Here is an 11966-nt window from a genome sequence, read left to right as displayed (position 1 = left end):
AGATGAGAGATGAACAAACTCCGCGTTTCGATTCACAGACAGGCAGGGCAAAATGACAAGCCCTTCGCCCTGGAAGCTCTCGACATCGCCACGGCATTGACCATCGCCGATATAAATGTCGGCAGGGGCGATGCGGAAATTTGGGACGGCGAGCAACGCCTCGCCCGCCTCTCCAAACATGGCGGTGTCCACGCGACATTCTGGCGCGTGAACTGAGAGAGGTCAGCCGTCCTCGCCCTCGCCGGCAGGCTTGCTGTTGAGCTGGACGTAGTTTTCCAGTCCCATGCGCGCGATCATGTCGAATTGCGTTTCGAGGAAGTCGACATGCTCTTCCTCGCTCTCGAGGATGCGTTCGAAGATTTCGCGCGTAGTATAATCGCGCACTTCTTCGCAATAGGCGATGGCGTCCTTGAGCAGCGGGATGGCTTCCATCTCCACCGCGAGGTCGGCCTTGAGGATTTCCTCGACCGTCTCGCCGACCTTGAGCTTGTGGATCGCCTGGAAATTGGGGAGGCCATTGAGAAACAGGATGCGCTCGGCGAGCACATCGGCATGCTTCATCTCGTCGATCGATTCGTGGCGTTCGTATTCGGCGAGCTTGGTGACGCCCCAATCGGCCAGCACGCGGTAGTGAAGCCAGTACTGGTTGATCGCGGTCAGTTCGTTGGTGAGCGCCTTGTTGAGGAACTCGATGACCTTTTGATCGCCTTTCACGGCCCTGACTCCTTGGCTGCTGAACAGGGCGCCCCTATGCGCCCTCAAGCGGCTGCTTGGCAAGGGTCAAGACGGTAAAAAATGGCGGAAATCCGCCAGTTGCGAGCGATTTGCGTTAGCGGCCACTCAGGCCGCGGCGGGGACGAAACCGAGCTCGCGCTCTTCCTGCAGGATGCCGTCGGCCTCGTCGAGGCAGGTTCCGCAGCAGGCTGGCTTGCCCAGCGCCGCGTAGCACGCCTCCGCGTCGCCCGAAACGTGGCGCGCGGCGCGGCGCAGCTCGGTCTCCCTGATGGCGTTGCAGATACAAACGTACACTCAAAAACTCCTGCGACCGATTCGCAAGTGCAGGTTTAGTGAGAGTCGTTCTCAATAGCAAGCCCCGAATGTCATCGCCTAAGCGCAAAAAGCTTTCTGTAAGTGAGGCAGCGCCAAAGCCACTCCAGCGGGCCGAAACGATAACGTTCCAGCCAGGGCTTGGACCACAGCAGCATCAACACCCAGGCGGCCAGCATGACGAGATACAGCTCGCTACGGCCCAATTCGCCGAACAATCCGCCCGCCCAGCCATGGAATACCAACAACATCACGACCGACGTGCCCAAGTAATTGGTAAAGGCTGCGCGACCAGCGGCGGCGATGCGCTCGGCCAGCCAGCCTCCGGCGCTCTGCCCCCACAGGGCCAGCAACGCGACGAGGCCGAGGATCACGAGCCCGCGCGGCAGCATCGAATAGCCGACCATTGCCGCCAGCGTGCCGTAATAGGTCAGCCCGCCATCCTTGGCCCACAGGGCCACCGGAACCGTCAGGGCCGTACCGATCACCAGCAGCCCCCAACCCCATCTGCGCTGGCGTCCGGGATCGACGCCGCCATCGAACAGGCCATAGCGATAGGCAGCCATGCCGATCAGCATCAGTGGCAAGGTCTCGAACCAGAAGAGAAAAAGAAAAAACGGCAAATCGCCGGCGTGTGCGGAAAAATTGTGCGATACCCAGCCAGCGTAGTCTCCACTCGAGATCAGCTCCGTTTCCAGTGCCCCATCGGCGAGGTCGGCCTGTTTCTCGGTCTCCAGATCCTCGGCCATTTGCGCATAAGCCGCACGCTCTCCGAGTTCGGTATCCGCAACAGCTGGAAGCAAGCCGACGAAACCGCCATAAAGCAAGACGCCGCCGAGATAACCGAGCAGGCCGAGGACAAGCTGCTTGCGCCGGGACAGCCCGACGAACAGCAGTGCCGCGAGTCCGGCGCATCCGTAAAGAAACAGGATATCGCCGCGCCAGATGAAGAAATAGTGCAACAGGCCGAACAGGCCGAGCCAGAACAGGCGCTGCGCCTGAAGCCAGCGGCCCTGCCCGCGCGCCCAGGCTTTCTCGAGGAACAGATACATCCCCGCGCCGAACAAAAGTGAGAAAAGCCCCCGCATTTTCCCGTCGATCAGGACGAATTGCGCAACCCACATCCAGTCTTCCGCCTCGCTGTGCGGGACGGTGAAGGCATCGGGATACATGTAAGCCGTCATCGGCTGCCCGAAGGCCACGATATTCGCTGCCAGGATACCCATGACGGCGAGCCCGCGGATAAAGTCGAGGCTGCCGATTCGACCGGTGCCCGATGCCGCGATCGGCGCAGCGGGTTTGGTATCCTTCATATCGGGCGTGATCGTGGCTTCAGCGCTCATGCGGACCTCCCTGCGTATCGCCGCACTAGCACAGCCAGTCACATTGCCAAGTGACTTGGCCTAACGTGTCACGATGCATTCCTGTCCACTGCGCTTGAGCGAGGCGCAGGCCGCGCTGGCCTCGTCGCGCGTGGCATAGCCGCCCGCCAGGAGCTTGGTCAGCCTGCCCGCCGGAACCAGCAGGCGCGTACGTCCGGCGATCTCGGCTCGATCCTCCAGCCGGCTCCACAGCCGCTGGGCATTGCCGGCAATACCGAAGGCGCCAAGCTGGACCTTCCACGGTCCCGTCGAAGCAGCAACGCGCGTTGCCGGTGCGGGCGCAGCGCTGACGGCGGGCGGCGAATTCGAAACCGCCACCGCCGCGCGCGAAAGCGCCTCCTCCTCACGCCGCGCCACGACCGTCGGGGCAGGCGTAGGGGTAGGGATGGTGAAGTCCGCCCCCGCAGTGCTCGCAGGCGGTGCATTGCCGGATACACGCGGCGTTCCCGCAGGCCGCGCCACGGGCGGCTGCTGCGGCGCAGTGACCACGGGCCCCGCCGGCGCGTCGGTGCCCAGCGCAAGGTCGACCGCGGCAAGCTGGCGCGCGCGCGCGGCTTCGGCTTCCGATTTGAGCGATGCGGCAAGCGGCTGGGCCGCCTGACGATCCTCGAGGGAAATATATTGGTCCATCTGTGCCAGCGCGCCGCGGGCCTGCGGCAGGCCCGCCGAATTGGCCAGTGTCAGCAAGGCATAGGCCCGTCGCCAGTCCTTCTCCACGAGATCGCCATTGAAATGCGCGATGCCGAGAAGATATTGCGCCCGCGGATCGCCGCGCGTGGCGGCTGCCGCAACATAAGGCATGGCCTCCTCGCGCGCGCCGCGCTGGAACAGCAGCAATCCGTAATTGTCGGCCGCCTTGACGTGCCCCTGTGCCGCTGCCCTGGCATAGAGTGCTTCGGCCTGCGCAAGGTCGGTATCGACCCCGCGTCCGAGGCGATAGGCCTGCGCCATGTTGAACTGTGCATCGGGATCGCCCTGCGCGGCCGGCCCCGCCCATTCGCGCACCGCAGTCGCGAAATCGCCATTCGTCCAGGCATCCACCCCTGCCTTGACGTCGGCCCGCGCCGGCGACGAGACAAGGCACAGTGACGCCATCGCGCCCGCCATCCATGCCGCTTTCGCCCATAGTCGCATTGCCATTCCTTCCCGTGCAGCGGCACGCCGGAGCGCGCCGGATTGGGTGCATCCTATAGTAAATCGGTCGTTAGCAAAGTGTTGCTGCCGTTCCGGCCCGATTCACACCGTCCCGAAGCCGCGCCGGATTAACCCTAAATTAGGGGTAGTCTGCGATTGCCATGGCAAGATCGCTGCATTCGCTTGCGGCGAAGATGAAATCGACTCCGGCGCAAACCAGGGGGACCAAGTCTTGCGTGTACTGGCATTGGCATCGCAGAAGGGTGGATCGGGCAAGACCACGCTCTCGGGACATCTGGCCGTCCAGGCGCAGCGCGCCGGCGCGGGGCCGGTCGTCCTTATCGACATCGATCCGCAGGGCTCGCTCGCCGACTGGTGGAACGAGCGCGAGGACGAGTATCCCGCTTTCGCCCAGACAACCGTTGCCCGCCTCGCCTCCGACCTTGCCATCCTGCGCCAGCAAGGATTCAAGCTGGCCGTCATCGATACGCCGCCCGCCATCACGATGGCGATCCAGTCGGTCATCTCGGTTGCCGAGCTGATCGTCGTCCCCACGCGCCCCAGCCCCCATGATTTGCGCGCCGTCGGCGCCACGGTCGATTTGTGCGAGAGGGCCGGAAAGCCGCTGGTGTTCGTCGTCAACGCCGCGACCCCGAAGGCCAAGATCACCTCGGAAGCCGCAGTCGCGCTGTCGCAGCATGGCACGGTCGCCCCGATCACGCTCCACCATCGCACCGATTTCGCCGCCTCGATGATCGATGGCCGCACGGTGATGGAAGTCGACCCCGAAAGCCGAAGCGCCGCCGAAGTCACCGCGCTGTGGAAATACATCGCCGACCGTCTGGAAAAGAATTTCCGTCGCACGGTCTTCGCCGCGCCCCAATCGCAATCCGCGATGCCGGGCGTCCATCGTCCCGCCGGTGGCTTCGGTCGCCGCGTGGCGCAGTAGTAGTGGAAGGGCGGAGACTGCCGAATGTCTGACGCCAATTTCGCCTCGCTTTCCTCGACCCTGCTCGCGCGCAAGGGCGGCGCGAAGCCTGCCATGCGCCCGCAGTCGGGTATCGTCGGCCCGGTCGATGGCAAGGAAGCGGCCGCCAATCTCGAGGACCTCGGCTGGAACGACATGGGCGACGACGAGCAAGGATCGCCAAAGCCGTCCGAGGAGAAAGTCGTGGCGCTCGCGCCGCCTGCGGCCAACGAGACCGCTGCACCCAACCAGGTGCGCGAATCGCTGACCAAGATTCAGGCACAACTCGAAAAGCCCGCCCAGTCGAAGCCGGTGGCGCGCAAGCCCGCTGCCGCGCAGGGCAAGCGGGCCGCCTTCACGCTGCGGCTCGATCAGGAACGCCATCTTATGCTGCGCCTCGCCTGTACCGTGCGTGGGCGCAGCGCACAGCAATTGGTGACCGACGCGCTGGACGCGCTGCTCGCCGAAATGCCGGAAATCGCCAGCCTCGCTGCCCAGGTCCAGCGCGGCAAGAACTAGACTTTAACGACGTGGGATCGCCTTCAAGGGGGTAAGAATGAGCACCGAGACGAAAGCAAGGAACAAGCGGTTCGTCCAGCTCGCCGTCACCACGGCGCTGGCGACCACCGCGCTTACCGCGTGCACCGGCAAGGTCGCGCCAAGCCATGCCTATTCGGCCGAGCACGCGGAGAAGGCGCTCGCCAAGGGCAAGGCGTCCAAAGCCGTGCAGCATGCCGAAGCAGCCGTGCTCGCCAACTCGCGGGATGCCTATACGCGCACGCTGCTGGGCAATGCCTATCTGGAGGATGGGCGCTTTGCTTCTGCAGCCACGACCTTCGCCGAAGCGATCGAACTGGGCGATACCGCGCCCCGAACCGTCATCAGCTATGCACTTGCGCAGATCGCGATCGGCGACCAACCCGGCGCTCTGGGCACGCTCGCAGAGTTCGAGACCGCGCTCGATCCGGCCGATTTCGGGCTCGCCATTGCCCTTGCCGGTCACCCCGACCGGGGCGTCCATGTCCTGAGCAATGCTCTTCGCGCAGGCCAGAACACCGCGAAAGTCCGCCAGAATCTCGCTTATGCCTACGCCCTGACGGGTAATTGGCGCGCCGCGCGCGTCATGGCGGCGGAAGACGTCCCGGCCGGCGAAGTCGGAAATCGCATGGCCGAATGGGCGGCGATGATCCGTCCGGAGGCTTTCACCAGACGCGTAGCCAGCCTCCTCGACGTCATGCCGCAAGTCGATCCGGGCCAGCCGCAGATGCTCGCCCTGTCCAACCATCCCAGCGTCGATATGCTCGCCGCGCAGGAAGTCGACGAACTTGCGCCGGCCGCCGAGGCGCGGATGACCGATTTCGCACTGGCGCAGGAGCTCCCGCCCGTGGCCACTGCCCCCGCCGCAGACGACAGCGCGGATGCGGCCCTGGCCGATGCGAGCATCGCCCCGGTCACCGGCAGCGTGCGTTTCGTGTCGAACGAAGTGGTCCAGGAAACCCCGGCCAAGGCACGCGAGCGGGTTGCCCCGCGCGTGGCCGGTGCGGCGACGCCAGCCAACCGCGCTCGCGGCGGCGACTACAATGTCCAGCTGGGCTCCTTCTTTTCGATGTCGGACGCCCACGAAGCCTGGAAGACATTCCGGAAGCGGTATCCCGAACTCGGCGATGCCGAGCGCGTGATCACCAAGGCGCGCGTCAACGGCAAGATCTATTACCGCGTGGCCGCAGCCGGCTACGCCAAGTCGGACGCGCAATCGATGTGTCGCTCGGTCAAGGGCAAGGGAGGCGGCTGCATCGCTTATGCCTCGTCGCGCCCGCTGCCGGGCGCCATCGACGTAGTCAGAAACGACGTACGGGTCGCAGCGCGCTAACAGGCGCACCTAACCGTACCATCGAGCGACCCCGTCCGGACGATCCGGGCGGGGTTTTTCGCTTCGCTAGGGGTTGATGCGCATGCCGCCCTTGTAGAGCTTCGTAACGCGTCCCTGGGTGGGCTGGCCATCGAACGGCGTATTGCCGGCAGTCGCTTCCATTCTGGCGCTCTGGATGACCCAGGGCTTGTCGGGATCGACGATGGCGATGTCCGCTTCGAAGCCGCTGGCGATCGCACCCGCCTCGACTCCGAGAATGCGCGCCGGGGCCGTCGCGACCAGTTCGAAGGCGCGCTGCACGTCGATCAGCTCGTCGCGCACCAGCGACAGGACCATGGCAAGCAGCGTTTCCGCTCCTGCCATGCCCGGCTGGGCATCGGAGAACGGCAAGCGCTTGTCCTCCGGCCCGCGCGGATCGTGGCCACTGGCGACGACATCGATCGTTCCATCGGCGATCGCCTCGCGTACTGCCTGCCGATCAGGCTCGCTGCGCAGCGGCGGAGACAGCCGCGCAAAGGTGCGGAAATCGACGGTAGCGAGATCGGACAGCATGAAATGCGCCGGGGTAATACCGCAGGTCACCTTTACGCCGCGCGCTTTTGCGCTCCGGACGATGTCCAGTCCCGCCCTCGTCGTTACCTGGCGAAAGTGAATGCGCGCCCCGGCCATTTCGGCAAGCGCGATATCGCGCGTCAGCGCGATCGCCTCGGCTTGGGCCGGGGCACTCGGCAGGCCCCTGCGCGTAGCAATCTCGCCCGCGGTGGCCACCGCACCGGCGACCAGCGTCGCGTCCTCCGCATGAGCGACGACGACAAGATCGAGCATCGCTGCATATTGCAAAAGACGCAGCATGACGCCCGAATCCGCAATCCATTGCCGCCCGGTGGCGATCCCGCGCGCACCGGCCTCGCGCATCAAGGCCAGTTCGGCGATCTCGCGCCCTTGCAAACCGCGCGATGCGGCAGCCAACGGATGGACCCAGAAATCGGGTTTGCCGCTCTTGGCGATATAGGAGACGCGGCTAGGCAGGTCCAAGGGCGGCGACTGGTCGGGCATCAGTGCCGCGCGTGTGATCCCGCCGAAATGGAAAGCAGGTTTGTCGATCGCGAATACGCCGAGATCGACGAGGCCCGGGGCGACAAGGAGGCCCTTGGCATCGACGATGTCATCGCCGTCTCGCGGTTCTTGCCCCAGAGCATCGATACGCCCGTCGACCAGCCGCAATGTCGCATCGCGCGGGCCGTCGGGCGTGATCAGTCTTCCGCCGGTAATCGCCAGGGGACGCTGCTGCTTCATGCCGCTGCTCCCCAGCCCTCGACACCGCGGGCGCGGCGAGTGAGGATATCGAGCGCCACCATGCGGATCGCCACTCCCATCTCGACCTGCCTCGTAATAATGGAACGGTCGATCATGTCGGCGACTTCGCTGTCGATCTCGACTCCGCGATTCATCGGGCCGGGGTGCATGACGAGCGCATCCTCGGCCGCTCTGTTCAGACGCTTTTTCGTTAGGCCGTAGAGGTGGTGATACTCGCGCGCCGAGGGAATGAACTGTCCGCTCATACGCTCGGTCTGCAAGCGCAGCATCATGACCACATCCGCGCCGTCGAGCGCGGCGTCGAAATCGTGGAATACCTCGGCGCCCATGGCTTCGATCCCAATAGGCATGAGCGCGGGCGGCGCACACAAACGAACGGTCGCACCGAGCGCCTGCAGGCACAGCAGGTTGGAACGCGCGACGCGGCTGTGCAGGATGTCGCCGCAGATCACGATTTTGAGGCCGGTAAAGTCCTCGGCCGCTTGCCCGCGATCGCGCAGGGCATGGCGCAATGCCAGCGCATCGAGCAACGCCTGCGTGGGGTGCTCGTGCTGGCCGTCGCCCGCATTGAGCACCGGGCAATCCACCTTGTCCGCGATCAGTTGCGTCGCGCCGCTCGACCCGTGGCGGATGACGATCGCATCGGCGCGCATGGCGTTGAGCGTTATCGCCGTGTCGATCAGCGTCTCGCCCTTCTTCACGCTCGATTGCGCGGCGTGCATGTTCACCACGTCCGCGCCCAGCCGCTTGCCCGCGATCTCGAAACTCAGCAGCGTGCGCGTCGAATTCTCGAAGAAGGCATTGATGACCGTAAGGCCGGAAAGCAGGTTCTCGTGCTTGTCGGCCTGGCGATTCAGGGCGACCCAGCGTTCCGCTTCGTCGAGCAGGAAGAGAATTTCATGCCGCTCGAGCTGGCCGATGCCAATCAGGTCGCGGTGCGGGAATGCGAGCGCACCCGCCGGATAACGGGCCGCATGGGGCGAGGATTCCGTCGATGTCATTGAGGCCACGCCCTTAGTCGACCCGGATGAGGCGCTCAAGCGCTTTCCAGTGGCAATGCGGTGCTTGCTTCCCTAACTCGGGAACAACAGGAGATTTGACGCATGAAATTCGCCGGGAAAGTGTGGCGCCTGCTCGTGGGCATCAAGGATGGGCTGGTGCTCGTCTTCATGCTGCTGTTCTTTGCCGCGCTGTTCGCCGTGCTGACCGCGCGGCCGAGCCCGGCGGCAGTTCGCGACGGGGCATTGCTGCTCGAACTCGACGGCATCGTAGTCGAAGAGCGTACCGAGATCGATCCCATCGAGGCCCTGCTGTCGCGGCAGACGCCGATGGGCGAATACCAGGCGCGCGACCTCGTCCATGCGCTCGACGAGGCGGCGAAGGACGAAAGAATTTCCGCGGTGGTGCTCGACCTCGATCGCTTTCTCGGCGGCGGGCAGGTCCATATGCAGGAAATCGGCGAAGCGCTCGACCGCGTACGGGCTGCCGAAAAGCCGGTGCTCGCCTATGCCACCGCCTATACCGACGATGGCATGCTGCTCGCCGCGCATGCAAGCGAGGTCTGGGTCAATCCCCTGGGCGGCGCGGTCGTCACAGGCCCTGGCGGTGAGCGGCTCTATTATGCCGGCCTGCTCGAGAAGCTGCAGGTCAATGCGCGCGTCTACAAGGTCGGCGAATACAAGAGCGCGGTCGAACCCTTCAGCCGCAGCGGCATGTCCGAAGCCGCGCGCGAAAACGCCCGTGCGCTCTACGACACGCTTTGGGAGGAGTATCGCGCGAACCTGAAGAAGGCCCGGCCCGCCGCGGATATCGAGCGTGTCACCACGCAACCGGTCGAGTGGGTTGCAGCTGCTCGCGGCGATCTTGCCAGCGCCGCCTTGCAAGCCGGGCTGGTCGACGAGCTGGGCACCCGTGCCGATTTCGAAAAGCGCGTGGTCGAGCTGGTCGGCGAGGACGATTGGAGCGAGGGCCCCAACGCCTATCCGCACACCGAATTGGCCGCCTGGCTGGAAGACAAGCCGCTCCCGACCTCGGGCAAGCCGATCGGCGTCATCACTGTGGCGGGCGAAATCGTCGATGGCGATGCCGGTCCGGGCGTCGCCGGGGGCGACCGCATTGCCGAATTGCTCGACGAAGCGCTCGACGACGACCTGGCGGGGCTGGTCGTGCGGGTCGATTCTCCCGGCGGCTCGGTTCTGGCGAGCGAGCTGATCCGCGAGGCGATCCTGCGGCACAAGGCACGCGATATCCCGGTGGCGGTCTCGATGGCCAATGTCGCGGCAAGCGGCGGCTATTGGGTGTCTACCCCCGCCGACCGCATCTTCGCCGAGCCCGAGACGATCACCGGTTCGATCGGCATTTTCGCGGTCATTCCGACGTTCGAGCAGACAGCCGCCATGGTGGGCGTGACCAGCGATGGCGTACGCACCACGCCGCTGTCGGGCCAGCCGGATCTCGTCGGTGGCTTGACCCCGGAAACCGACGCGCTGGTACAGGCTTTCATCGAGGACGGTTACGAGGATTTCCTCGTCCGCGTCGGCGCAGCGCGCGACATGACCCGTGCACAGGCCGATGCCGTGGCGCAGGGCCGCGTCTGGGATGGTGGCACTGCCCGCCAGCTGCGCCTGGTGGACGAATATGGCGGCATGGAAGAGGCACTCGCCTGGACCGCCGGACAGGCCGGGCTGGGTGCCGATTGGCACGTCCAATACCTTGGCACCCAGCCGTCGACTTACGATACGCTGCTGCGCCAATGGTTGATCGGTGATGGCGAGGAAGCCGGCTCCGGCGGCGATGTCATTGCGCATATGGCACGCGGGCAATCTGCAGTGGTCGCGCAAATCGCGTCGGATGCGGAGCGCTTGCTCGACGCGAAGGGAGCGCAGGCCTATTGCCTCGCCTGTCCTTCGCCGACGCCCTCCCGAGGACAGATGCCGGCACCGAATGGCTGGGTGGCCCGGATCGTCGCCCTGCTGTTCGGCTAGGGCGCTTGCCACGTCGCGATTCGCACAGTAAAGGCGCGCCCTGCCCTGCGGCTGCTTTGCAAGCCGCGACACCGGGCGGGCGCGTAGCTCAGTGGTAGAGCACACCCTTCACACGGGTGGGGTCGCAAGTTCAATCCTTGCCGCGCCCACCATGTCCTCCGATGCGGAACGACCAAGACCGCCCCTGGCGAGGCGGCCTTTCGTTCGCCTTATGCGAAAACGCTCAGGCGGCCTTCCTGCCGTTGTCTGTCTTGGGCGCGGTGGAGGTCTTGGACGGCGTCTGTTCCGGGCCTTCCGCCTGCTTCTTGTCGAGGACCTTCTTGGCGACATGGCCGCCGACGCCGAGCGCGACCATTGCTGGAAGGCTCATCCGGCGTAGCACGCTGGTCGCGATCACGCCCAGCGCGGCTCCGCTGGCGCCGCCCATGCCGCTGGTCCTGCGGGCGATCCGATCGCCCACGAATGCTCCGATTACCTTGCCGATCATGTCGAATTCTCCTTTGGGAGATCAACGACATCGCACACATGCGGTTCCGCCCGTCATGCGTTGCTTCCGGCTATTCCCCTGGCGAGAAATGCGTTTGCCCGGCGCGCGACCTCCGCAAAATCCGGGTCGCCTTCGCGCGCCCAGATGACGTAACGCAGCCCCAGAAATACGTTCATGCCCATCAGCGCCCACGCCTCGGGCGGGCCGAGATCGGGACGGTATTCACCACCCTCGGCCCCTACCCGCAACCGTTCCTCGATACGTGCTCCGATGGTTTCGTAATGCGCACGATAGCTCTCGGGATCGACGAATTCCGCCTCGTCGATGATGCGGTAAATTTCCTTGTGCTCGGCGGCGAATTCGAGAAAGGCGCACAGCGCGGCCCGTTCGACCTCGAGTGCGCCCATCGAGGGTTCGATCGCCTCGCGCGCCGCTTTGCCCACGCCCGCACTCATGTCCGAAACCAGCGCGCGGAAGATTGCATCCTTGCTGTCGAAATAGGTGTAGAAAGTCCCCAGGGCTACCCCGGCACTGCGCGTGATGCCGCTGATCGACGCCTCGTGAAAACCCTTCTCGGCAAATTCGGTAGCAGCCGCATCGAGCAGCTTGCGCAGCGTCCGTCTGCCCCGCTCCGTCCGCGGCGTCTTGTCGCTTGAAACGTCCGTCGCAGCCATTGGTCGATCCCCCCGCAAACTGCGCAAACCTACCAAAACCGACCTGCCGTGCAACAAGAAACTTGAAAGGTGGTTCAACTTTCAGTATTGCTCCTGGCAGATAA

Annotated in this window: 13 protein-coding genes and 1 tRNA gene; 6 read left to right on the top strand and 8 right to left on the bottom strand. The window is 64.9% G+C overall.

What is annotated here, in order from left to right; translation table 11 throughout:
• Window positions 1-9 precede the first annotated feature (9 nt).
• Window positions 10-216 carry a hypothetical protein gene (locus ACQY4G_RS08350; RefSeq protein ID WP_421990195.1) on the top strand — a complete coding sequence of 69 codons (207 nt, stop codon included), beginning with the start codon at window positions 10-12 and terminating at the stop codon, window positions 214-216.
• A gap of 6 nt (window positions 217-222) precedes the next feature.
• Here ACQY4G_RS08350 and bfr read toward each other — a convergent pair whose 3' ends face one another.
• The 4 genes from bfr to ACQY4G_RS08330 form a co-directional block, all read right to left on the bottom strand.
• Window positions 223-714, bottom strand: coding sequence for a bacterioferritin (bfr, locus tag ACQY4G_RS08345; RefSeq protein ID WP_067696711.1), 492 nt, complete (start codon window positions 712-714; stop codon window positions 223-225).
• Between the two features lie 126 nt (window positions 715-840).
• Complete coding sequence (locus ACQY4G_RS08340) at window positions 841-1029, bottom strand: (2Fe-2S)-binding protein (protein ID WP_291172810.1); 189 nt, start codon at window positions 1027-1029, stop codon at window positions 841-843.
• 71 nt (window positions 1030-1100) lie between these two features.
• A complete protein-coding gene (locus ACQY4G_RS08335; RefSeq protein ID WP_421990193.1) occupies window positions 1101-2390 on the bottom strand; it encodes a DUF418 domain-containing protein in 1290 nt (429 codons plus the stop codon).
• A 60-nt stretch (window positions 2391-2450) separates the two neighbouring features.
• A complete protein-coding gene (locus ACQY4G_RS08330) occupies window positions 2451-3563 on the bottom strand; it encodes an SPOR domain-containing protein (RefSeq protein WP_425061739.1) in 1113 nt (370 codons plus the stop codon).
• A gap of 232 nt (window positions 3564-3795) precedes the next feature.
• Here ACQY4G_RS08330 and ACQY4G_RS08325 point away from each other — a divergent pair, with 232 nt between their 5' ends.
• From ACQY4G_RS08325 to ACQY4G_RS08315, 3 genes are read left to right on the top strand one after another with little or no spacing between them, the layout of a single operon-like run.
• Window positions 3796-4512, top strand: coding sequence for a ParA family protein (locus tag ACQY4G_RS08325; RefSeq protein WP_067696699.1), 717 nt, complete (start codon window positions 3796-3798; stop codon window positions 4510-4512).
• Between the two features lie 24 nt (window positions 4513-4536).
• A complete protein-coding gene (locus tag ACQY4G_RS08320) occupies window positions 4537-5049 on the top strand; it encodes a hypothetical protein (RefSeq protein WP_291167204.1) in 513 nt (170 codons plus the stop codon).
• Window positions 5050-5086: 37 nt separating this feature from the next.
• Window positions 5087-6400, top strand: a complete 1314-nt coding sequence (locus ACQY4G_RS08315; protein ID WP_421990189.1) for an SPOR domain-containing protein — start codon at window positions 5087-5089, stop codon at window positions 6398-6400.
• Between the two features lie 66 nt (window positions 6401-6466).
• On the opposite strand, the gene ACQY4G_RS08310 is transcribed toward ACQY4G_RS08315, so the two are convergent.
• Together ACQY4G_RS08310 and ACQY4G_RS08305 are read right to left on the bottom strand one after the other, a co-directional pair.
• Window positions 6467-7696 carry a dihydroorotase gene (locus ACQY4G_RS08310; protein WP_421990187.1) on the bottom strand — a complete coding sequence of 410 codons (1230 nt, stop codon included), beginning with the start codon at window positions 7694-7696 and terminating at the stop codon, window positions 6467-6469.
• Entirely contained in the window at window positions 7693-8718 is a 1026-nt protein-coding gene (locus ACQY4G_RS08305) for an aspartate carbamoyltransferase catalytic subunit (protein ID WP_067696692.1), read from the bottom strand. Before ACQY4G_RS08305 ends, ACQY4G_RS08310 begins: the two co-directional genes overlap by 4 nt.
• A 102-nt stretch (window positions 8719-8820) precedes the next feature.
• On the opposite strand from ACQY4G_RS08305, the gene sppA reads away from it, so the two are divergent.
• Both sppA and ACQY4G_RS08295 read left to right on the top strand, forming a co-directional pair.
• Entirely contained in the window at window positions 8821-10701 is a 1881-nt protein-coding gene (gene sppA / locus ACQY4G_RS08300; RefSeq protein WP_421990185.1) for a signal peptide peptidase SppA, read from the top strand.
• A gap of 77 nt (window positions 10702-10778) precedes the next feature.
• Window positions 10779-10853: transfer RNA gene (locus ACQY4G_RS08295), tRNA-Val, on the top strand.
• 71 nt (window positions 10854-10924) lie between these two features.
• Here the strand turns inward: ACQY4G_RS08295 and ACQY4G_RS08290 are convergent.
• Window positions 10925-11188: a hypothetical protein gene (locus ACQY4G_RS08290; RefSeq protein WP_421990183.1), complete on the bottom strand. Its 264-nt coding sequence runs from the start codon at window positions 11186-11188 to the stop codon at window positions 10925-10927.
• Window positions 11189-11241: 53 nt separating this feature from the next.
• Entirely contained in the window at window positions 11242-11862 is a 621-nt protein-coding gene (locus tag ACQY4G_RS08285; protein WP_421990181.1) for a TetR/AcrR family transcriptional regulator, read from the bottom strand.
• Window positions 11863-11966: the final 104 nt, after the last annotated feature.

It is taken from the genome of Qipengyuania sp. (genome assembly GCF_965277845.1).
Classification (GTDB): domain Bacteria; phylum Pseudomonadota; class Alphaproteobacteria; order Sphingomonadales; family Sphingomonadaceae; genus Qipengyuania.
The sequence above is the reverse complement of the archived record's forward strand: the minus strand, read 5'-3'. Positions and strand labels throughout refer to the sequence as shown.

Coding starts and splice junctions, on each gene's coding strand:
- ACQY4G_RS08315 (WP_421990189.1), top strand. CDS start 5,087: ATGAGCACCGAGACGAAAGCAAGGAACAAGCGGTTCGTCCAGCTCGCC.
- ACQY4G_RS08350 (WP_421990195.1), top strand. CDS start 10: ATGAACAAACTCCGCGTTTCGATTCACAGACAGGCAGGGCAAAATGAC.
- ACQY4G_RS08335 (WP_421990193.1), bottom strand. CDS start 2,390: ATGAGCGCTGAAGCCACGATCACGCCCGATATGAAGGATACCAAACCC.
- ACQY4G_RS08310 (WP_421990187.1), bottom strand. CDS start 7,696: ATGAAGCAGCAGCGTCCCCTGGCGATTACCGGCGGAAGACTGATCACG.
- sppA (WP_421990185.1), top strand. CDS start 8,821: ATGAAATTCGCCGGGAAAGTGTGGCGCCTGCTCGTGGGCATCAAGGAT.
- ACQY4G_RS08330 (WP_425061739.1), bottom strand. CDS start 3,563: ATGCGACTATGGGCGAAAGCGGCATGGATGGCGGGCGCGATGGCGTCA.
- ACQY4G_RS08290 (WP_421990183.1), bottom strand. CDS start 11,188: ATGATCGGCAAGGTAATCGGAGCATTCGTGGGCGATCGGATCGCCCGC.
- ACQY4G_RS08305 (WP_067696692.1), bottom strand. CDS start 8,718: ATGACATCGACGGAATCCTCGCCCCATGCGGCCCGTTATCCGGCGGGT.
- ACQY4G_RS08320 (WP_291167204.1), top strand. CDS start 4,537: ATGTCTGACGCCAATTTCGCCTCGCTTTCCTCGACCCTGCTCGCGCGC.
- ACQY4G_RS08285 (WP_421990181.1), bottom strand. CDS start 11,862: ATGGCTGCGACGGACGTTTCAAGCGACAAGACGCCGCGGACGGAGCGG.